The following is a 20,796-nucleotide window of genomic DNA, read 5'->3' on the forward strand; positions in this document are numbered from 1 at the left end:
GCTGTTGAGTTCTCAAGGAACGGACGCTTCCTTTGTACTCACCCTCTCGGGCTTTCCTCCGGGCGCTTCCCTTCGGTCTTGCGTTTCCGACTCTACCAGACCGTTTCCGTATCCGATTTCCTCGGCGCTTTCCAGGTAATTCGCTTTCGCGTTTCCCTTTCCGGCGAGTCCGACTCTATCAGATCCTTTCGGGCCTGACTCCCAGTCAGCGGGGCTTGTCATCTCGGCTGCTGGGCCGTTCCGACGAGTGAGACATTAGCGGATTCGCGACTCCCGAGCTAATCGGGGTGGCGCTCTTTCGAACGCGGAATCCTCATTTCGCAAACATGCATGAAAACGAGCCGACGACGAGTCGTCGATCGTTGAATGATGGTGCGGAATGGCTGTCCGGGGACCGACCGGAGTCGGAGCTCACGTCGGACAACTCGGAGAACACTACGGACGGGCCTGGGTCGTGTCAACTGCGGTCCGGACGGACCCCCTGAGGCGTACGCTGACGTCCATGACTACGCGTACGTGCACCCAGCAGTGGTGGGCCGCCTGACGGCGGCCGTACACACGTATGTACCCAACGGCCGCCGCCTCGGCGGCCGTTCTTGTTTCCCTCCTGGGGAGCCGGCCGGCGGGCGCGGCGGCCTCGACCAGGAGGTTGAGAGATGACGCGGATCTTCAGTGGGGTCAAGCCGACCGGGCATCTGACGCTGGGGAACTATCTGGGCGCCGTACGCCGCTGGGCCGAGGTCGACCAGCACCGGGCCGAGGCCCTGTTCTGCATCGTCGATCTGCACGCGCTGACCGTGGACCACGATCCGGGGCGGGTCCGCAGGCTCAGCAGGCAGGCGGCGACCCTGCTGCTGGCCTCGGGGCTCGATCCCGAGTTGTGCACCGTCTTCGTACAGAGTCATGTGGACGAGCACGCCCGGTTGTCGTATCTGCTGGAGTGCGTCGCGACCGACGGTGAGATGCGGCGGATGATCCAGTACAAGGAGAAGGCCGCGCTGGAGCGGAAACGCGGCGGGAGCGTGCGCCTGTCGCTGCTGACGTATCCCGTGCTCATGGCGGCCGACATCCTGGCGTACGGATCCGACGAGGTGCCGGTCGGGGACGACCAGACTCAGCATGTGGAGCTGACCCGGGATCTGGCGGTGCGGTTCAACCAGCGCTACGGGCACACGTTCGTGGTGCCTCGGGCGACCCGGCCGGAGGTCGCGGCGCGGGTCATGAATCTTCAGGAGCCGACGTCGAAGATGGGGAAGAGCGACGACGTCGGACCCGGTGTCGTCTATCTGCTCGACGAGCCGGAAGCCGTGCAGAAGAAGATCATGCGCGCGGTGACCGACAGCGGGCAGGACGTCGAGTACGACCCGGAGGCCCGTCCCGGGGTCTCGAATCTGCTGGAGATCCTCGCGGCGTGCGAGGGCGGGGACCCCGGAACCCTGGCCGGTGCGTACGCGTCGTACGGCGCCCTGAAGAAGGACACCGCCAACGCCGTGGTCGAGCTCCTCAGGCCTGTGCAGGAGAGGCACAAGCAGTTGTGCGCGGACCCCTCCTATGCGGAGGGGGTTTTGCGGGACGGGGCGCGGAGGGCCAGAGAGATCGCACGGCCGACGGTGGACTCGGCCTACGAGGCCATCGGCCTGCTGCCGCCCTCGGCGGGATAGCCGCACCATCTGCCGCCGTCATCGGTCGGTCCGTACGCGGCCGGGCGACCGGACCAGCGGTCGTCCTCGGTGCCTGACCGGCCGCCGGCACCGAGGACGGCTCGGTGCCGGGGGCCGGGCGGAGCGGGAGCGGGCGTCAGCTGTTGCCGGAGGCGAGTTCGCGGCTGCGGTCGCGGGCCGCTTCCAGCGCGGCGATGAGTGCGGCGCGGACGCCGTGGTTCTCCAGCTCGCGGATCGCGTTGATCGTGGTGCCCGCGGGCGAGGTGACGTTCTCGCGGAGCTTCACGGGGTGCTCGCCGCTGTCGCGGAGCATCACGGCGGCGCCGATCGCGGACTGGACGATCAGGTCGTGCGCCTTGTCGCGGGGCAGGCCGAGCAGGATGCCCGCGTCCGTCATGGCCTCGACCAGGTAGAAGAAGTACGCGGGTCCCGAACCGGACAGGGCGGTGCAGGCGTCCTGCTGCGACTCGGGGACGAGGAGGGTCTTCCCGACCGCGCCGAAGATCTCCTCGGCGTACGCCACGTGCTCGGCCGTGGCGTGGCTCCCGGCGGAGATGACGGACATGGCCTCGTCGACGAGGGCGGGGGTGTTCGTCATGACACGGACGACGGGGGTGCCCTGGGCCAGACGCTCCTCGAAGAAGGAGGTCGGGATACCTGCCGCGCCGCTGATGATCAGGCGGTCGGCGGGGATGTGCGGGGCGAGTTCGTCCAGGAGGGCGCCCATGTCCTGGGGCTTGACGGTGAGGATCAGGGTGTCGGCGGTCTTCGCCGCTTCCGCGTTGCCGACCGGGGTGACGCCATGGCGTTCCCGGAGTTCCCTGGCCCGCTCCGGGCGGCGGGCGGTGACCAGGAGATCGGTGGGGGCCCAGCCGGCTCGGATCATTCCGCTGAGCAGGGCTTCACCGATCTTGCCGGTGCCGAGGACTGCGACTTTCTGAGGCATGGTTGCGGGTGCCCTCCGGGGTTGAGTCGTCCACGTTCATCCTCCCACCGGGACCAAGGGGGCGGGTCGGACGTCCGGTGGGCGGACGGAGCGGCCCGCCCGCCCGGCACGGCGGAGTCCCGCGACGGCTACGGAGTCCTGCGGCGCAGGGTCGCCGCCCCGAGGCCCAGGACCAGCAGCGCGCTCCCGGCGACGATCAGCACGTCGCGCACGAAGGTCGCGGTCATGTCGGTGTGCGTGAGGACCTCGTTCATGGCGTCGACCGCGTACGACATCGGGAGGACGTCGGAGATCGCCTCCAGGACCGGGTGCATGTTCGAGCGCGGGGTGAACAGGCCGCACAGGAGGAGCTGCGGGAAGATCACCGCCGGCATGAACTGGACGGCCTGGAACTCGGACGCGGCGAACGCCGAGACGAAGAGGCCGAGGGCCGTTCCGAGGAGGGCGTCGAGGAGGGCCACCAGCAACAGGAGCCAGGGGGATCCTGTGACGTCCAGGCCGAGAACCCAGACCGCGAGTCCGGTGGCCAGGGCCGACTGGATGATGGCGAGCGCGCCGAAGGCGAGTGCGTAGCCGGCGATCAGGTCGCCCTTGCCCAGGGGCATGGCGAGGAGACGTTCCAGGGTGCCGGAGGTGCGCTCGCGCAGTGTGGCGATCGAGGTCACCAGGAACATGGTGATCAGCGGGAAGATCCCGAGGAGGGACGCGCCGATGGAGTCGAAGGTGTGCGGGCTGCCGTCGAAGACGTAGCGGAGCAGGACCAGCATCACGCAGGGGACGAGGATCATCAGCGCGATGGTGCGCGGGTCGTGCCGCAGCTGACGCAGGGCGCGGGCCGCGGTGGCCGTCGTACGGGAGAGGTTGAGCGCGCTCGGGCGGGACGCCGGTGCGGGCCGTCCCGGGGTGCCGGGGGTCTCGGGCGCGGCGGGCGGCGTGGGCGGAGTCGGGCTGGTGGCCGCGGTGGAACTCATCGTGCGGTCTCCTCGCGGGGGTTGGATTCGGGGCCGGTGGCCGGGGACTTCGCGGCCGTGGTCGGCGCGGGTCGCCGCGCGGCCGCGACCGCCTCGTCCACGAGGTGCAGGAAGGCGGCTTCGACGGTGTCCGAGCCGGTCCGCTCGCGAAGGGCGTCGGGGGTGTCGTCGGCGAGGATCCCGCCCTCGCGCATCAGGAGGAGCCGGTGGCAGCGCTCGGCCTCGTCCATGACGTGGGAGGAGATGAGGAGGGTCGTGCCGCGCTGTTCGGCGATGGCGTGGAAGAGGGTCCACAGGTCGCGCCGCAGGACGGGGTCGAGGCCGACGGTCGGTTCGTCGAGGACGAGGAGTTCCGGGGCTCCGAGCAGGGCGACGGCGAGGGAGACGCGGCTGCGCTGGCCGCCCGAGAGGTTGCCGGCGAGGGAGTCGGTGTGGGTGGTGAGGTCGACGTCGGTGATGACGCGGGTGACATCCGCGTGACGGCGTTCGGCGGCGGCCCGGCCCGGGTCGAGGATCGCGGCGAAGTAGTCGAGGTTCTGGCGGACGGTCAGGTCGTCGTAGACGGAGGGTGCCTGGGTGACGTAGCCGATACGGGAGCGCAGTCCGGCGTCGCCCGCGGGGAGGCCGAGCACTTCGAGGGTGCCGCCGACCTTGGCCTGGGTGCCGACGGTCGCGCGCATCAGGGTGGACTTGCCGCAGCCTGAGGGGCCGAGCAGGCCGGTGATCTGGCCGCGCGGGACGGTGAAGTCGAGTCCGTGCAGGACGGTGCGGGTGCCGCGGACGACCGTGAGGCCTTCGGCGCGGACGGCTGGCGGGGAAAGGGGCACGGGTGTTCCTGTGGGGTCGGGCGGACGCGGACGAATAATCATCACTTGATGAATATTCCTCTCGTGGGCCATGCCGGTCAAGGGCCGCGCGGCACCCACCGAGGAGCCGAACGGCCGGGGTGGGGGCGCCCGGAGCGCCGGGGGCGGGAGTCCCGGGGGACGCGGGCCTCGGGAATGCGGGCCTCGGGGGACGGGAGCCTCGGAGGGCGGGCGCCCCGCGAGACGGGGGACGTGGGCGCACCGGGCGATGGCAGCACTGGGCGGCGGGAGCGCGGCGGTCGGAGCACCCGGCGATCGCGGGTGCCCGGCGACCGGAGCGGGGGGGTGACCGGAGCGCCGGGCGGCGCAGGCGTGCGTCGGCGCACCTCGGCGCGCGTCGGCGTGAACGGAACGGGGTCGTCCGCGGCGTCGCCAACCATGCGCTCCCGCGTTCGCGTGACATCGGCCCGGAGGGGCTGCGCGATCAACCGGCTTACCTGACAATGGATTTCAATGCGCGAAACGGCCCCGTGCCGTGTCGCCAGGTCCGTCGTGCCCTCCCCCGGCACGGCACCCACGCATCTCCCGCTGTCGACCGGAGGTGCTGTCGTGATGCGCAAGGCCGATCTGTTCGCGTCCCTCGTCGTCTTTCTGGTGGCGTTGCCCCTGTGTGTCGGGGTCGCCATAGCGTCCGGTGTGCCGGCCGAACTGGGGCTGGTGACCGGAATCGTCGGCGGGCTGGTCGCCGGCGGGCTGCCCGGGAGCAGTCTCCAGGTGAGCGGGCCCGCCGCCGGGCTGACCGTGCTCGTCTACGAGGCGGTGCAGTCGTACGGGGTCCAGGCCCTCGGCGTGCTGGTGCTCGGCGCCGGGCTCGTGCAGCTCGGGCTCGGGGTTCTCCGGCTCGGGCGGTGGTTCCGGGCCGTGTCCGTGGCCGTCGTGCAGGGGATGCTCGCCGGGATCGGGCTCGTGCTGATCGCGGGCCAGGTGTACGCCATGGGCGACGCGGCGGCGCCTTCCGGCGGGCTGGGGAAGATCGCCGGGCTCGCGTCGCTGGCCGGTGCCGCCGATCCCGTGGCACTGGCGATCGGCGGTGCCACCGTGGCCGTACTCGTGGGATGGCCGCGTTGGCGGCGGGGCGCACGGGTGGTGCCGGCGCCGCTGCTGGCGGTGGCGCTCGCCTCGGCCGCGACCGGGGCCTTCGATCTCGCGGTACGGCGGGTCGAGGTCAAGGGTCTGTTCGATGCCGTACGGCCGCCGTCCACGGCAGACCTGGGACGGCTCACGGAAGTGGGCGTGATCGGGACCGTGCTGGCGTTCGCGCTGATCGCCTCGGCGGAGTCGCTGTTCAGCGCGACGGCGGTGGACCGGCTGCACCGGGGGCCGCGCACCGACTACGACCGGGAGCTCATCGCGCAGGGCGCCGGGAACACCGTGTGCGGGATGCTCGGGGCGCTGCCCATGACCGCCGTGATCGTACGGAGTGCGGCCAACGTGCACGCCGGTGCGCAGACGAAGGCCTCGCGGGTGCTGCACGGGGTGTGGCTGCTGCTCTTCACGGCCGTGGTGCCCGCGGTGCTCGGGCTGATTCCGGTGGCGGCGCTGGCGGGGCTGCTGGTGCACGCGGGATGCAAGCTCGTGCCGGTGCGGGAGGTGCGGACACTGTGGCGCGGGCATCGCGGTGAGGTGGCCGTCCTCGCGGTGACCGCGGTGGCGATCGTGGCCGGGAACCTGTTCGAGGGAGTGCTGGTCGGGCTCGCGCTCGCCGTGGCCAAGACCGCCTGGGACATCAGTCATGTGCACGTGGAGACCGAGGACCGGGGCGCCGCGGGAATGGTCGTACGGGTGGCCGGCAACGCCACGTTCCTGCGGCTGCCGAAGCTGCTGGACGCCTTGGAGGCGTTGCCTCACGACCGGGTCGTACGGCTGGAGCTGGGCGGCCTGCGGCATGTGGATCACGCGTGCGCGGCGGCCCTCGACGCATGGGCCGCCGGGCGGGATCACGAACGGAGCGCCACCAGCAGTTCCACGACATAGGTCTCCTCCACGAACCCTTCGGGGAAGGCCTGGAGGAGACGGTTCCGTTCCTCGGCGAAGAACGCCCCGGTGGCCTCCTCGCCGAGGACCAGGAACGGGGAGTGGCTGCCGATGTTGGCGAGGCGGGTGTCGACCGGGATGCTTCGGCTCCAGCGGACCTGGCGGTGCTCGAAGGAGAGGCTGCCGCTGGGGTCGAGGGAAAGGAATCGGGCGGCGCGGGCGCCGCTGCCGTTCTTCTCGACCACCGGGTCCCAGCCGAGGAAACGCTCGGCGCGCCGGGCCGCCGCCTCGATCCACGGCACGTCGAGTGCCTCGGTGTTCCACCACAGGGCCAGCGCCCCGCCGGGACGCAGCACGCGCAGTGCCTCCGGCACCGAACGGCTCGGGTCCGTCCAGTGCCACGACTGGGCGTAGGTGAGGAAGTCCGCGGAGGCGGTCGCGAGGGGCAGGGCGTCGCCACTGCCCCGGACGATCGGGATGCCGGAGTGGACGCGACGGAACTCGGCGGCCATGCCGGGGCCGGGTTCGACGGCGAGAACCTCCGCGCCGCGGGCGTGCAGGAGGCCGGTCGAGATTCCGGTGCCGGCGCCCACGTCGACGACCTTGGCACCGGCCAGTGAGCGCGCCGCGAGGACTTCGACGGCGTCGAAGAGGGCGGGCGGATACGAGGGGCGGTTCGCCGCGTACTGCGCGGCGGCGGCGTTGAAGGAGTGGGCCCGCCGGGCGTGCTGGGTGGAGCCCGGAGGAGTGGAAGGGGTGATGGAGGAGGAGGGGGTGGAAGGGGAGGCGGAGGAGGCGGTCATGAATTCATGATCGTTGGTGGTGCGGGGGCGGAGGAGGCGGTCATGAATTCATGATCGTTGGTGGTGCGGGGGCGGAGGAAGGCGTTTTCCTGCCGTCCCGGCCATTTTCGGCCTGCCGTTTCGACGACTCCGCAACGCGGCGGCTCGGCAGTACTGGCCTCACCACCCTCACGGACCGCACGGACCGCACGGACCGCACGGACCGCACGGACCGCACGGACCGCACGGACCGCACCGGGGACGGATCATGACCGGGTCAGGCGCGGCGGCGCTTCTTCGCGGGGTTGCCGGCGCGGCGCGTGGTGCGGCGGGTGTACTGCTCCTTCGCCGTCTCGTACTCCTCGCGGTGGAGCTTCTCGCCCGGGGCCTCGGTGAGGGAGCGGAAGCAGTAGGCGAGGAGGGAGCCGACGAAACCGATCGTGAGCAGACCGCGCAGGGAGGCCTGGCGGTCGGGGTCGGGCCGCTTGGAGAAGGCGCCCGAGGTGTGGCGGAACGCGAGCGCGGTGCACACCGCGAACATCACCACGACCATCACGTTCACGAGCGCGCCCACGTCCGCGATGGCCAGGCCCTGAAAGGCGAAGCGGAGCACGAAACAGGAGGCCACCGCGGCGGCGAGGGAGCCGACGGCCACTCCGATCCGACGGCCGGTGTAGCCGCCGTCGTGCTCCACCCAGGTCGTCCCGAAGAAGCGCAGGGGCTCGGGCTGGGGCCCCGCGGGGGTACCGGTTCCGGTGCTGGTGCTGGTGCTGGTCTCGTCGCTCACTCGACGATTATCGCTCCGGAATCGGACCCGGCTGCCGCCGCGGGTGCCCTGGGGCGGGGGTCGGTCAGGAACACATCGCGGCGACGTAGCCGTCACTGCCGGTGTGCACGTACGCGTCGGAGACGAACTGCGCGTTGGCGATGTTGTCCCAGACCGTCGAGGTCCCGTAGTAGCCGCTGACCGACTCTCCCTCGGTCTGACAGCGGATCGGCACACTCGAACCCGCCGGGATCGTGCGGACGACGGGGTAGTGCGTGCCGGGTCCGCTGCGGACATTGACGCTGACGCCGGGTGCCAGCGGATACGTCCGGACGTCCGCCGACGCCTGGGACGCGGCCCCCACCACCGTCAGAAGCGCGGCGGCGAACCCACCGACCAGCGTGGCCCGTCTACCGGACATGGTCTTCACCGTGGTTCCCCTCGTTCGTCGTCAGGAGCACTTCGGTGCGACATAGCCGTCGCTGCCCGTCTGGACGTAGGCGTCCGAGACGAACTGTCCGTTCGAGATGTTGTCCCAGATGTTGCTCGTCCCGTACGGGCCGGCCACGGATTCGCCCGTGCACTGGCAGTAGATCGGGACGCGCGAGCCCGCCGGCAGGGTGCGGACGATGCTGAAGTGGGTGCCCGGACCGCTGCGGACGTTGACGTTGTGGCCCGGTGCGAGCGGGTAGGTGCGCAGCGCATCGGCGGCCAGCGGCTCGGCGGACAGTTCCTGCGCCTCCGTCGAGCCTGCGACAGCGATGTCTTCCACGGCCATGTCGATTCCCCCGTTGGTTGGTTCGCGCCAAACTTGTGGCGCGCGCAGAGGCTAGCAAGCCGCCGAGGTTTCGTACGAAGGATCGACTAGGCTCTGCGCGTCGCGCACGCGGTCGATCCCACGGGGGTGAGTGATGCCGCCACAGCGCAGCACCGGTACTGATTCGGAAGCGGAACATCCGCGCTATGCCGGGCAGTACCTGCTGGAGGCAAGACTGGGCTCCGGTGGCATGGGAGTCGTGCATCTGGCGCGGTCCGCCTCCGGGTTGAGGCTGGCCGTCAAGGTCGTACACGCCGAGTTCTCGCAGGACCCCGAGTTCCGGGGGCGGTTCCGTCAGGAGGTCGCGGCCGCGCGCCGGGTCAGCGGTGCCTTCACTGCGCCCGTGGTGGACGCCGACCCCGAGGCCGAACGCCCTTGGATGGCAACGCTGTTCATCCCAGGACCGACGCTCGCCGAACATGTGAAGCGGAACGGCGCGCTGTCCACGGACCGGCTGCGCCATCTCATGGCCGGCCTCGCCGAGGCCCTGCGGGACATCCACCGGGCCGGTGTCGTCCACCGTGATCTCAAGCCGAGCAACGTCCTGCTGGCGGAGGACGGGCCGAAGGTCATCGACTTCGGCATCTCACGTCCCGCCGACAGTGAACTGCGTACGGAGACCGGCAAGTTGATCGGCACTCCGCCGTTCATGGCGCCGGAGCAGTTCAGCAGGCCACGGCATGTCGGTCCGGCCGCGGACGTGTTCGCGATCGGGTCGGTGATCGTGCACGCGGCCACCGGGAGCGGGCCTTTCGATTCGGACAGCCCTTATCTCGTCGCCTACCAAGTCGTGCACAACGAGCCGGACTTGACCGGCGTGCCGGAGGAACTGCTCGACCTGGTCTCGCGCTGTCTCGCCAAGGAGCCCGAGGACCGGCCCACACCGGACGAGCTGATGACCGCGCTGCGCTCGGTCTCGGCCTCGTACGAAACCCGGGCCTTCATTCCCGAACAGCGCACCGGCGGCGGGGAGTCGGGCCCGCAGGCTCCGGAGTCGCGTCCGCGGCCGAGGCCTGCCCGGCCGGAGGGCGCCGAAGACCGGACCCATGTGGCCGCACGGAGGAGAGGCGGTCGCCCTCGTCGCCTGCCCGCGCTCCTCACGATCGCCGGGCTCGCCGTCGCCGGCGCCGCCGCCGGCGCCTTCGGTCTCTTCAGCGGATCGCAGAGCCCGGCGGCGGAACAGCACACCGCCGCACCGTCGAAGAGCGCCTTCCAGCCCTGGAATCTCGATCTGAGGGCTTCCGGGTCCGAGGCCGACGGCCAGCCGCGGTGCACATACGCGCATCGGGCCTTGCTGTGCGTCCGGCCCGGCGTCCTCGCCGCGGCGGTCGACCCGAACAGCGGCAAGGTGCTGTGGTCCCGGAGCGATACGGGGAAGGCGAGCACCTTCGCCACCCCGGCCCCGGTCCTCTCCGGCGGGCTTCTGCTGGTCGGCGACGGGGAAGGGCACCGGCTGATCGCGCTGGACCCCGGAACGGGCGCGACACGGTGGAGCCGGGACGTCACGCGCTACGACGGCCGTATCGCCCATGTCGACGGCATGGTCCTGCTGACGGGCCCCGATTCCGAGGTCATCGCCCTGAACGCCGCCACCGGCGAGGAGAAATGGCGTCACGCCATCCCCGGGGTGAACCTTCCCCAGTTCCACTCGTTCGGCGACGGCGCCGCCTACGTGGTCTCGGCACCGACGGCGACCGAGACCCGGGTGGCCGCCGTGGACCCGCAGACCGGTGCCACGACCTGGCGGCGGACCCTCAGCGGGGAGCTGAGCGTGGTGGCCGCCCACGACGGAAGCGTCTGGTTCACGTCGGTCACCGTCGACCAGTACACGGACGCCGTACTGCGCTACGACGTGACGGACCGCAGGATCCACCGCACCGCGCTGCGCATCCCGCAGGCCCAGGCGCAGGTGGCCGTACAGGGGGACGTCGCCTATCTGCTGGGGTACGACGGTTCGCTGGTCGCCGTGAACACGAAGACGTCGAAGCAGCTGTGGCGGGTGGAGACATCCGTCAGCAAGGCGTCGGCCCCCACCGTGGCGGGGCGTCGTCTCTATCTCACCGCGGTGGACGGGCGTCTCCTCGCCGTCGACACCGGCCGGGGTGCGTTGCTCGGCCAGACCAGGGCGCGACCGGACGGCGACCGTGGCTCACTCGTGAGTGCGCTGCCCGCCCCCCTGACGGCCGGCACCCGCGTCTACGCCACCGCCCCCGACGGCTCCCTCTTCGCGGTGGACGGGCGGGATCCCGCCCGCTGGTGAGACGCCAAAGGGGCCGCCCCGGCGGGAGCGGCCCCTTCACGAGTTCTGCGGCGCCGGCGGCTAGCCCAGCTTGGAGACGTCGCGCACCGCGCCCTTGTCCGCGCTCGTCGCCATCGCGGCGTACGCGCGCAGGGCGGCGCTCACCTTGCGCTCGCGGTTCGCGGGGGCGTAGACGCCGTTCAGGGCCTCGCGGCGGGTGGCCAACTCCTCGTCGGACACCAGTAGTTCGACCGAGCGGTTCGGGATGTCGATACGGATGCGGTCACCGTCGCGGACGAGGGCGATCGTGCCTCCGGACGCGGCCTCGGGGGACGCGTGGCCGATCGAAAGGCCCGAAGTCCCGCCGGAGAAGCGGCCGTCGGTGATCAGGGCGCAGGTCTTGCCGAGTCCGCGGCCCTTGAGGAACGAGGTCGGGTAGAGCATCTCCTGCATGCCGGGGCCGCCCTTGGGACCCTCGTAGCGGATGACCACGACGTCGCCGTGCGTGATCTCCTTCTTGAGGATCTTGTCGACGGCCTCGTCCTGGGACTCGCAGACGACCGCGGGACCCTCGAACGTCCAGATGGACTCGTCGACACCGGCCGTCTTCACGACGCAGCCGTCGACGGCGAGGTTGCCCTTGAGGACCGCGAGGCCGCCGTCCTTGGAGTAGGCGTGCTCGGCGGAGCGGATGCAGCCGCCCTCGGCGTCCTCGTCCAGTGCCAGCCAGCGCTCGGACTGGGAGAACGCCTCGGAGGAGCGGACGCCGCCGGGGGCCGCGTGCCACAGCTCGATCGCCTCGGGGGACGGGGAACCGGCGCGCACGTCCCACGTCTTGAGCCAGTCGGGCAGGGACGGGCTGTGGACGGAGTGGACGTCCTCGTTGAGCAGGCCCGCGCGGTGCAGTTCGCCGAGGAGGGCGGGGATGCCGCCGGCGCGGTGCACGTCCTCCATGTAGTACGTGCGGTCCTTGGCGACGTTCGGGGCGACCTTGGCGAGGCAGGGCACCCGGCGCGAGACCTCGTTGATCTCGTCCAGGCCGAAGGGGACGCCCGCCTCCTGGGCGGCGGCCAGCAGGTGCAGGATCGTGTTGGTGGAGCCGCCCATGGCGATGTCGAGGGCCATGGCGTTCTCGAAGGCCGCGTGGGTGGCGATGTTGCGCGGCAGGACCGACTCATCGTCCTGGTCGTAGTAGCGGCGCGTGATGTCGACGACCGTGCGGGCCGCGTCCTCGTACAGGCCCTTGCGGGCGGTGTGGGTGGCGAGGACCGAGCCGTTGCCGGGCAGGCTCAGGCCCATGGCCTCGGTCAGGCAGTTCATCGAGTTGGCGGTGAACATGCCGGAACAGGAGCCGCAGGTCGGGCAGGCGTTCTCCTCGATACGGAGGATGTCCTCGTCCGAGATCGTGTCGTTCACGGCGTCGGAGATCGCGTCGACCAGGTCGAGCGTGCGGACCGTGCCGTCGACCAGGGTGGCTCGGCCGGACTCCATCGGGCCGCCGGAGACGAAGACCGTCGGGATGTTCAGGCGCAGGGCGGCCATGAGCATGCCGGGGGTGATCTTGTCGCAGTTCGAGATGCAGATCAGGGCGTCGGCGCAGTGCGCCTCGACCATGTACTCGACCGAGTCCGCGATCAGGTCGCGGGAGGGCAGGGAGTACAGCATGCCGCCGTGGCCCATCGCGATGCCGTCGTCGACCGCGATCGTGTTGAACTCACGGGCGATGCCGCCTGCGGCCGTGATGGCCTCGCTGACGATCCGGCCGACGGGCTGGAGGTGGGTGTGACCCGGCACGAACTCCGTGAAGGAGTTGGCGACCGCGATGATCGGCTTCCGTCCGATGTCCGCGCCCGGTACACCGGAAGCGCGCATAAGGGCGCGCGCACCCGCCATATTGCGGCCGTGGGTGACTGTGCGGGACCTCAGCTCGGGCATCGTCGCTCGCTCCTTCGGAGAGTTAAGACTGAGGTCGAGCGTACGCCGGTGCTCCAGGATCCGGACAGGGCGTCCGGATCTCGGGACGCAGATCTCGACCAGCGGCCACCTTGGTGTGGCATACGCGCACGTCAGAGGCGTAGTGACGCGACTGACCGGCCTTACCTGCGGATCCGCTCGCTCATGGGTTCGTCAGGTGTCCCTGCACCACGGGCGCCACCCCGGCCACGACGCGCTCCAGGTCGACCGAGGCCAGCGGCTCGACCTTGATCACATAGCGGAGCATCGCGACCCCGACGAGCTGGGCCGCGGCCAGTTCCGCGCGCAGCTCCGCGTCCGGGACGTCGAGCCGGCCCGCGACCCGGCGCAGCAGCTGGGCGGCCACGAGCCTGCGGAAGACGGCGGCGGCGGTGTCGTTGTTCACCGCCGAGCGGACGATCGCGAGCAGCGGGGTACGGCTCGTGGGGTTCTCCCAGATGCCGAGGACGAAGCGGGTCAGGCGTTCGCCGACGCCGTCGATGGAGCCCTCGACGATCTTCTCGGGCGCGCCGAGCGCGGGGGCGAAGGCGACCTCGATGGCCGCCTCGAAGACCTGTTCCTTGGTGCCGAAGTAGTGGTGCACGAGGGCCGAGTCCACACCGGCGGACTTGGCGATGGAGCGGACCGACGTCTTCTCGTACCCGCGCTCGGAGAACTCCTCGCGGGCCGCCTCCAGGATGCGGTCACGGGTGGCGGGGCCCGCCTCGGTCTGGGTACGGGTCGGGCGTCCCCGGCCGCGGCGGGGGGCGGGGTCCGTCATCCGCGGGGCACCTTCACGGCCGAGGCGAGGTGGAGCCGGGTGAAGGCGAGTGCCTCGGCGAGGTCGGCCTCGCGCTCCGCGCTGGACATCGCCCGGCGGGTGTTGACCTCGATGACCACATGGCCGTCGAAGCCGGACAGCGCGAGACGGTCGAGGAGTTCGGCGCAGGGCTGGGTGCCGCGGCCCGGGACCAGGTGCTCGTCCTTGCTGGAACCGTTGCCGTCGGCGAGGTGGACGTGTCCCAGGCGGTCGCCCATGCGGTCGATCATCTGGAGGGCGTCGGTGCGGGCGGTCGCGGTGTGGCTGAGGTCGATCGTGAAGTGGCGGTAGTCGTCCTTCGTCACGTCCCAGTCGGGGGCGTACGCGAGCATCTCGCGGTCGCGGTAGCGCCACGGGTACATGTTCTCGACGGCGAACCGTACGTCCGTCTCGTCGGCCATGCGCCAGATCCCGGTGACGAAGTCGCGGGCGTACTGGCGCTGCCAGCGGAACGGGGGGTGGACCACGACCGTGCTCGCGCCGAGCTTCTCGGCGGCGGCCCTGGCGCGCTGGAGCTTGGTCCACGGGTCGGTGGACCAGACGCGCTGGGTGATCAGCAGGCAGGGTGCGTGAACGGCGAGGATCGGCATGCGGTGGTAGTCGCTGAGGCGGCGCAGCGCGTCGATGTCCTGGCTGACGGGGTCGGTCCACACCATGACCTCGACGCCGTCGTACCCGAGGCGCGCGGCGATCTCGAAGGCCGTCGCGGTGGACTCCGGGTACACGGAGGCCGTGGACAGGGCGACCTTCGCATCCGGGATGCGCACCACTGGTTCTGCCACGAGGGACAGCGTACGGGGTGCTTACGGGGGTCGGGCGGGGGGCGACGAGCTTGGCCGGGAGCCTTCCGCGGGGCTCCGGCCGGGGTGGATCGGCCCCCGGCTCGGGGGTGGGCGGGCCCCCGGCCTGGGGTGCTTGTGCCTCCGGCCGAGGGTGGGGTGGAGGCGGCCGGGGGCCTTCGGGCCGGGTCCGCCTGTGATCGATGCCACGCCCTGCCGGGGGGTCGTGGGCGCCTTCTCGCCGTGGGCCCGGGCCGGGTGGCGGCTTCCCCTTGCAGGGGGCTGAGCGCGCCGTTCCCCGCGCCGCCTGCGGGGCGCTTGCCCCCGGGGCGTTCCACGGGACCGCCGGGGCGGCGCCCCATCGCCCAGGGCGTTCAACGGACCCGTTGAGTCGGCGCCCCATCGCCGTTGAGCCAAGGACCGGCGGCGGCTTCCCCTCGTACGGGGCCGAGCGCGCCGTTCTCCGCGCCCCCTCCGGGGCGCTTGCCCCCCGGGGCGTTCCACCGAAGCGGCGGCCCATCACCCAGGGGCGTTCCGCGGAACCCGGCGGGGTGGCTGGGTGGCTGGTTTGTCCTCGGTTACTCCGAGGCCATCTGGTCCAGGCGGCGCAGGATCACGCCCTCCCGCAGGGCCCAGGGGCAGATTTCCAGGGTTTCGACGCCGAAGAGGTCCATGGCGGCCTCGGCGACCAGGGCGCCGGCGAGGAGCTGGCCGGAGCGGCCCGGGGAGACACCCGGCAACTCGGCCCGTTCGTCGGCGGTCATGGACACGAGGCGGGGGACCCAGTCCTCCAGCGAGCGGCGCTTGAGCTCGCGCTGGACGTACAGGCCGTCGGTGGAGCGGGCGGCACCGGCGAGCCGGGCGAGCTGCTTGAACGTCTTGGAGGTGGCGACCACATGGTCCGGGGCGCCGAAACGGCTGAACTCCCCGACCGTCCGGGCGATCTGGGCCCGCACATGCCGGCGCAGCGCCCGCACGGCCGCCGGGTCCGCCGGGTCGGTGGACAGCCAGCCCGCGGTCAGCCGGCCGGCACCGAGCGGCAGCGACACCGCCGCGTCCGGCTCCTCGTCCATGCCGTACGCGATCTCCAGGGAGCCGCCGCCGATGTCGAGGACGAGCAGCTTGCCCGCCGACCAGCCGAACCAGCGGCGGGCCGCCAGGAACGTGAGCCGTGCCTCCTCGGCACCGGTGAGGACCTGGAGCTCGACATCGGTCTCGGCCTGCACCCGGGCGAGAACCTCGTCGGCGTTGCGCGCCTCGCGCACGGCCGAGGTCGCGAAGGGCAGCATGGCCTCGACGCCCTTGTCCTCGGCGGCCTCCAGGGCGTCATGGACCGTCTCGATGAGCTTGTCGACGCCTTCGGGGCCGATCGCCCCGCTCTCGTCGAGCAGTTGGGCAAGCCGCAATTCGGCCTTGTGCGAGTGGGCGGGCAGGGGGCGGGCGCCGGGGTGCGCGTCCACGACCAGCAGATGCACCGTGTTCGATCCCACGTCGAGGACACCGAGTCTCATGTACGGAACGCTACTGCCCGCACGGCGATTCACGTGGGGTGGGGCGAAAGCCCACGTAGAACGGTGACCTCCGCGCGACCACCAGGGCGTCCCCGGAGCGGGCCGAAGCGACTTACCCTGGACGCGTGCCAAAGACGAAAAAGGCGAAGTCCGACAAATCGGCCACGGGCTCCGCGCAGGCGAAGGCCACCAGGTCCGGGAAGCCCGTGAAGAAGAGCGACGAGAAGGGTCTCGACTTCGCTCGCGCATGGGTGGAGTTCCCTGATCCCGCCGACGACGAGCAGGTGTTCCGGTGCGATCTGACATGGCTGACCTCTCGCTGGAACTGCATCTTCGGCAGCGGCTGCCAGGGCATCCAGGCGGGCCGCGCCGACGACGGCTGCTGCACGCTCGGGGCGCACTTCTCCGACGAGGACGACGAGAAGCGGGTGGCGGGGCACGTGGCCCGGCTCACGCCGGAGATCTGGCAGAACCATGACGTCGGCGTGGAGACGGGCTGGGTGTCCAAGGACGAGGACGGGGACCGCCAGACCCGCCCGTACGAGGGCTCCTGCATCTTCCAGAACCGTCCCGGGTTCGCCGGGGGCGCGGGCTGCTCGCTGCACATCCTGGCTGTCAAGGAGGGCCGCGAGCCGCTGGAGACCAAGCCGGACGTCTGCTGGCAGCTGCCCGTGCGGCGCACGTACGAGTGGATCGACCGGCCCGACGACACCCGTGTGCTCCAGGTCTCCATCGGCGAGTACGACCGCCGCGGCTGGGGGCCGGGCGGCCACGACCTGCACTGGTGGTGCACCTCGGCGACCTCGGCACACGGCGCCGGCGACCCGGTGTACGTCTCGTACCGTCCGGAGCTGATCGAGCTGATGGGCGAGGCGGGGTACGACCGCCTGGTCCAGCTGTGCGAGGAGCGGCTGGCCTCGCAGCTGCCGCTCCTGGCTCCGCATCCCGCGGACCCGGTGGGCTGAGTCCGCGTCCGGGCGGTACGACAGGTGGGCCCGAGGCCTTTCGCGTCGTACGGCCGGTGAGCTCGAGTTCCCTCGTGCCATACGGCCTGTGAGCCCGGGCCCGGTCGCGTCATACGGCCCGTGAGCCCGGGCTCCGTCGCGTCGATCGATCGGTGCGCGGGGTGCCTACGGCGTGCCCGTGCCCGGGTCGCCGCTGTCGCCCGGCGGGGCCGAGGAGGTCCCCGGGTCCGGGGAGGACGAGTCGGTGCCGGTCGGTGTCGGCGTCGGGTCGGACGGAGTCGGCGACGGGTCGTCGCTGGGGGGCGCGGCCGGGGTGGAACCCGCTCCCGAGGGCGCCGGAGCGCTCGTGCCGGGGCCCGGCCTCCCGCCGGGAACGGCCGAGCCGGCCTTCCCGTACCCGGTGATCGTGACCACCGCGCCCGCCGGGGCGATCGCCACCCGCGCGGTCCAGTGGCCCGCCGGCTCGCGAAGGTGGTCGACGTACACCTTGACCGTCAGCGACTCGCCCGGATCGAGCGTTCCCGAGGACTGGCTGAGGTAGAGCCAGGACACACCCGTGCGCGCGGACCAGCGGACCGGGGAGCTGCCGGACGCGGTCAGCGTGAGCAGGGTCGTGTCGCCGCTGGTCCCGGCCGCCACCGACAGGTGTCCCGGAGTGGCTCCGCGGGCGCTGACGACCTCGACGGAGACGTCCGACGAGCCGCCGCCCCCGGTGTGGCGGGAGCCCGGTCCGGCACTGGCGTTCCCGGCGTTCTCGTAGCCGCCCGACTGTCCGCCGTTCAGCCCCTCCGGGTCCTGCGCCCCGCTCGTGCTGGCCGGACGCCCGTCCACTCCCTCGCCGGTCAGGGGCGCGCCCCGGTACGCGGCCCACAGGGCGATAACGGGTGCGGCGACGACGGTGGCGACGATGGTCGTCGTGACGGCACGCGCGCGCAGCCGGTCCCTTCGGGCGGCATGGTCCTTGGGATCCATCGGAAAGCCGCGCCGGTCGAAGCGCGGAGCGCTGCCCCGCGCGCGTGGGGAGTGCGCCATCGCGGTGCGCAGGGCCGCGTGCGGGGCCCGGAGCACGGGTAGCGCCGCGGGCGTGACGCTGGTGCCCGGCCAGGCGCCGGGGACCGCGCGTTCGGCGGTGCGGCGGCAGCGGGGGCAGTCGTCGACGTGCCGGACCAGCTCGCCGCGCAGGGTGGTGCTCAGGACGAGCCGGCTGTCGCCGGTGAGCCTGGCGACGCTGGGACACGCGCCGGTCTCCACGACGGTGAGGGCCGCCCGGGTGCGTTCGACCTCGCAGGCGGCGGAGGCGAGCAGCTCGCGAGCGACGGTCGGGTCCATGCCGAGGACCGCGGCGACCTCGTGGGCGGCGAGCTGGTGGCGTACCGCGAGTTCGAGGGCCTCGCGCTGCTCCGGGGTGGTGCCCGCGGCCTCCGGCCAGGCCAGCAGGGACAGTTCGCGGCGCCGGTCGTCCTGGACCTCCTCGGCCACGGGCACGGCGCTCAGCGCCTCGGCCGCGCGCCGGTCGGCGGCGGCCTTGTGCGCGCCGGCGGATGCGGCCCCTTCACGGAGTCCCCCCGTGGCTCCCTGGGGGCCGCCCCCGCGGGGTGTGTGCCGCCCGGAGGCGTGCGCCGCCTGGCGCTTGCGCCGGGCTTCGGTGAGCTTGCGCAGACAGGACCAGCGGGCGAGCGCGTAGAGCCAGGCCCTGCGGTCGCCGGCGGCCTCCGGACCGCGCTGGCCGCGCCGCTCGGCGAGCGCGAGGGCGTCCCCCAGGGCTGCGGTGGCCGCGTCGTGGTCGCACAGCACGGACAGGCAGTAGGTGAACAGACCGTCCAGATAGGGCTCGTAACGCGCGGGGGGACGCTGGACCAGCGTGCGCGGGGTCGCACCACGGGGCACGGCCGTCCGCTTGCGCGCGGCTCCGTACGCCCGGTGTGCGCCGGTGGTGTGCGTTGAGGTCTCCGGACTGCTGCTCATCACCCGTGCGACCGTAGGTGCCCGGGGCCAGGCCCTTCCTCCCCCTTGAGCACATTTAATCCGTACGGGTGAAACGATCCCTCATAAGAGGACAGGAACCCCCGACCCCTGGCCTTGGCCGTCACCGGCGGCGATGGCACTCCGTGGCAGATGGGACGTCTGCGAGCCCGTGCGGGGCCCGGTCGCGCGGGGGTGGGAAGGGAGCACGGGGGCTCGCGGCACGGGTTCGGCGGGGCTGGACCCACGGGGGCGGGGGCCTGGGGGCGAGGGCTCGTGGGCGGGCCCCGGACCGGGGCCCCGAGCCGGGTGCGGGCGGGTTCGCACCGGCGGGTGCCGGGTTGTCAGTGGGTCCGGCTACGGTTTCGGTCATGGCTGTCCGTACGAAATCCGCGAAGGACCGGCCGTCCTACCGCTGCACCGAGTGCGGCTGGCAGACGGCCAAATGGCTCGGCCGCTGCGCCGAGTGCCAGGCATGGGGGACGGTCGAGGAGTACGGCGCGCCCGCCGTGCGTACGACGGCACCGGGCCGGGTCACCACGTCCGCGCTGCCCATCGGGCAGGTCGACGCCCGGCAGGCCGCCGCCCGCAGCACCGGCGTGCCCGAGCTGGACCGCGTCCTCGGCGGCGGTCTCGTGCCCGGAGCCGTCGTCCTCGTCGCGGGCGAGCCCGGCGTCGGCAAGTCCACCCTGCTGCTGGACGTGGCCGCCAAGGCGGCGAGTGACGAACACCGCACCCTTTATGTGACGGGCGAGGAGTCGGCCAGCCAGGTGCGGCTGCGCGCGGACCGCATCAAGGCGATCGACGACCACCTCTATCTCGCCGCGGAGACCGACCTGTCGGCCGTCCTCGGCCACTTGGACGCGGTGAAGCCGTCGCTGCTCATCCTGGACTCCGTCCAGACGATCGCCTCCCCGGAGATCGACGGCGCGCCCGGCGGCATGGCGCAGGTCCGTGAGGTCGCGGGCGCGCTCATCCGCGCGTCCAAGGATCGCGGCATGTCCACCCTGCTGGTGGGCCACGTCACCAAGGACGGCGCGATCGCGGGACCCCGGCTGCTCGAACACCTCGTGGACGTCGTCCTGTCCTTCGAGGGCGACCGGCACGCGCGTCTGAGGCTCGTCCGAGGAGTCAAGAACCGCTACGGCACGACGGACGAGGTCGGCTGTTTCGAGCTGCACGACGAGGGGATCACCGGGCTCGCGGACCCGTCGGGGCTCTTCCTCACGCGCCGCGCCGAACCGGTCCCCGGCACCTGCCTGACCGTCACGCTCGAAGGCCGCCGTCCCCTGGTCGCCGAGGTCCAGGCGCTCACCGTGGACTCCCAGATCCCCTCCCCGCGCCGGACCACCTCCGGTCTGGAGACCTCCCGCGTCTCGATGATGCTCGCGGTCCTGGAGCAGCGCGGCCGGATCAGCGCCCTCGGAAAGCGGGACATCTATTCCGCGACGGTCGGCGGTGTGAAGCTCTCAGAGCCCGCCGCGGACCTCGCCATCGCGCTCGCCCTGGCGTCCGCCGCCAGTGACATCCCGCTGCCCAAGAACCTCGTGGCGATCGGCGAGGTAGGCCTCGCGGGCGAGGTCAGACGGGTCACGGGTGTCCAGCGCAGGCTGGCCGAGGCCCACCGGCTGGGCTTCACGCACGCCCTCGTACCGACCGATCCGGGCAAGGTCCCGGCCGGTATGAAGGTGCTGGAGGTGGCCGACATCGGCGCGGCTCTGAGCGTGCTTCCGCGCTCGCGTCGCAGAGAGGCCCCACGGGACGAGGAGCAGCGCCGGTAGACT

Annotated in this window: 17 protein-coding genes; 5 read left to right on the forward strand and 12 right to left on the reverse strand. The window is 71.9% G+C overall.

The genetic code is table 11. The features are described from left to right. Positions 1–656: 656 nt before the first annotated feature. Positions 657–1,661 carry a tryptophan--tRNA ligase gene (trpS, locus tag ABZV42_RS39495; RefSeq protein WP_356056967.1) on the forward strand — a complete coding sequence of 335 codons (1,005 nt, stop codon included), beginning with the start codon at positions 657–659 and terminating at the stop codon, positions 1,659–1,661. 136 nt (positions 1,662–1,797) lie between these two features. Here the strand turns inward: trpS and proC are convergent, their stop codons facing one another. From proC to ABZV42_RS39510, 3 genes are all read right to left on the reverse strand, one after another. After that, complete coding sequence (proC, locus tag ABZV42_RS39500) at positions 1,798–2,607, reverse strand: pyrroline-5-carboxylate reductase (RefSeq protein ID WP_355988704.1); 810 nt, start codon at positions 2,605–2,607, stop codon at positions 1,798–1,800. A 128-nt stretch (positions 2,608–2,735) separates the two neighbouring features. Continuing rightward, positions 2,736–3,578, reverse strand: a complete 843-nt coding sequence (locus tag ABZV42_RS39505; protein ID WP_356056969.1) for an ABC transporter permease — start codon at positions 3,576–3,578, stop codon at positions 2,736–2,738. Beyond that, on the reverse strand, positions 3,575–4,447 hold the full coding sequence (locus tag ABZV42_RS39510; protein ID WP_356056986.1) for an ABC transporter ATP-binding protein: 873 nt from the start codon (positions 4,445–4,447) through the stop codon (positions 3,575–3,577). Before ABZV42_RS39510 ends, ABZV42_RS39505 begins: the two co-directional genes overlap by 4 nt. Positions 4,448–4,996: 549 nt before the next feature. On the opposite strand from ABZV42_RS39510, the gene ABZV42_RS39515 reads away from it, so the two are divergent. Continuing rightward, positions 4,997–6,418 carry a SulP family inorganic anion transporter gene (locus tag ABZV42_RS39515; protein ID WP_356056972.1) on the forward strand — a complete coding sequence of 474 codons (1,422 nt, stop codon included), beginning with the start codon at positions 4,997–4,999 and terminating at the stop codon, positions 6,416–6,418. On the opposite strand, the gene ABZV42_RS39520 is transcribed toward ABZV42_RS39515, so the two are convergent. The 4 genes from ABZV42_RS39520 to ABZV42_RS39535 all read right to left on the reverse strand — a co-directional run bounded on the left by ABZV42_RS39520 (position 6,382) and on the right by ABZV42_RS39535 (position 8,744). Further along, entirely contained in the window at positions 6,382–7,221 is an 840-nt protein-coding gene (locus ABZV42_RS39520) for a class I SAM-dependent methyltransferase (RefSeq protein WP_356056974.1), read from the reverse strand. The two genes, ABZV42_RS39515 and ABZV42_RS39520, sit on opposite strands and share 37 nt — an antisense overlap. Positions 7,222–7,477: 256 nt before the next feature. Beyond that, positions 7,478–7,987, reverse strand: coding sequence for an EamA/RhaT family transporter (locus ABZV42_RS39525; protein ID WP_356056976.1), 510 nt, complete (start codon positions 7,985–7,987; stop codon positions 7,478–7,480). 64 nt (positions 7,988–8,051) lie between these two features. Next, positions 8,052–8,387: an SH3 domain-containing protein gene (locus ABZV42_RS39530; protein WP_356056978.1), complete on the reverse strand. Its 336-nt coding sequence runs from the start codon at positions 8,385–8,387 to the stop codon at positions 8,052–8,054. 30 nt (positions 8,388–8,417) lie between these two features. Next, positions 8,418–8,744, reverse strand: coding sequence for a peptidase (locus ABZV42_RS39535; protein WP_356056980.1), 327 nt, complete (start codon positions 8,742–8,744; stop codon positions 8,418–8,420). Positions 8,745–8,877: 133 nt separating this feature from the next. Here ABZV42_RS39535 and ABZV42_RS39540 point away from each other — a divergent pair, with 133 nt between their 5' ends. Next, positions 8,878–11,043 (forward strand): serine/threonine-protein kinase, encoded by a 2,166-nt coding sequence (locus tag ABZV42_RS39540; RefSeq protein WP_356056982.1) that lies wholly within the window; start codon positions 8,878–8,880, stop codon positions 11,041–11,043. Between the two features lie 60 nt (positions 11,044–11,103). On the opposite strand, the gene ilvD is transcribed toward ABZV42_RS39540, so the two are convergent. The 4 genes from ilvD to ABZV42_RS39560 form a co-directional block, all read right to left on the reverse strand. Then, positions 11,104–12,957 carry a dihydroxy-acid dehydratase gene (gene ilvD / locus ABZV42_RS39545; protein ID WP_355988727.1) on the reverse strand — a complete coding sequence of 618 codons (1,854 nt, stop codon included), beginning with the start codon at positions 12,955–12,957 and terminating at the stop codon, positions 11,104–11,106. 181 nt (positions 12,958–13,138) lie between these two features. Then, positions 13,139–13,756 carry a TetR family transcriptional regulator gene (locus ABZV42_RS39550; RefSeq protein ID WP_355988729.1) on the reverse strand — a complete coding sequence of 206 codons (618 nt, stop codon included), beginning with the start codon at positions 13,754–13,756 and terminating at the stop codon, positions 13,139–13,141. After that, entirely contained in the window at positions 13,753–14,577 is an 825-nt protein-coding gene (locus ABZV42_RS39555; RefSeq protein WP_355988731.1) for a sugar phosphate isomerase/epimerase, read from the reverse strand. Before ABZV42_RS39555 ends, ABZV42_RS39550 begins: the two co-directional genes overlap by 4 nt. A 575-nt stretch (positions 14,578–15,152) precedes the next feature. Further along, positions 15,153–16,085: a Ppx/GppA phosphatase family protein gene (locus ABZV42_RS39560; protein ID WP_355988734.1), complete on the reverse strand. Its 933-nt coding sequence runs from the start codon at positions 16,083–16,085 to the stop codon at positions 15,153–15,155. Positions 16,086–16,291: 206 nt separating this feature from the next. Here ABZV42_RS39560 and ABZV42_RS39565 point away from each other — a divergent pair, with 206 nt between their 5' ends. Next, positions 16,292–17,050: a hypothetical protein gene (locus ABZV42_RS39565; RefSeq protein ID WP_355988775.1), complete on the forward strand. Its 759-nt coding sequence runs from the start codon at positions 16,292–16,294 to the stop codon at positions 17,048–17,050. 165 nt (positions 17,051–17,215) lie between these two features. Here the strand turns inward: ABZV42_RS39565 and ABZV42_RS39570 are convergent, their stop codons facing one another. Continuing rightward, positions 17,216–19,018: a hypothetical protein gene (locus tag ABZV42_RS39570; protein ID WP_356056984.1), complete on the reverse strand. Its 1,803-nt coding sequence runs from the start codon at positions 19,016–19,018 to the stop codon at positions 17,216–17,218. A 365-nt stretch (positions 19,019–19,383) separates the two neighbouring features. Here ABZV42_RS39570 and radA point away from each other — a divergent pair, with 365 nt between their 5' ends. Next, positions 19,384–20,793 carry a DNA repair protein RadA gene (radA, locus tag ABZV42_RS39575; RefSeq protein ID WP_355988737.1) on the forward strand — a complete coding sequence of 470 codons (1,410 nt, stop codon included), beginning with the start codon at positions 19,384–19,386 and terminating at the stop codon, positions 20,791–20,793. Positions 20,794–20,796 lie beyond the last annotated feature (3 nt).

The sequence above is a fragment of the Streptomyces sp. NPDC005281 genome, assembly GCF_040607495.1.
In the GTDB taxonomy this organism is placed as follows: Bacteria; Actinomycetota; Actinomycetes; order Streptomycetales; family Streptomycetaceae; genus Streptomyces.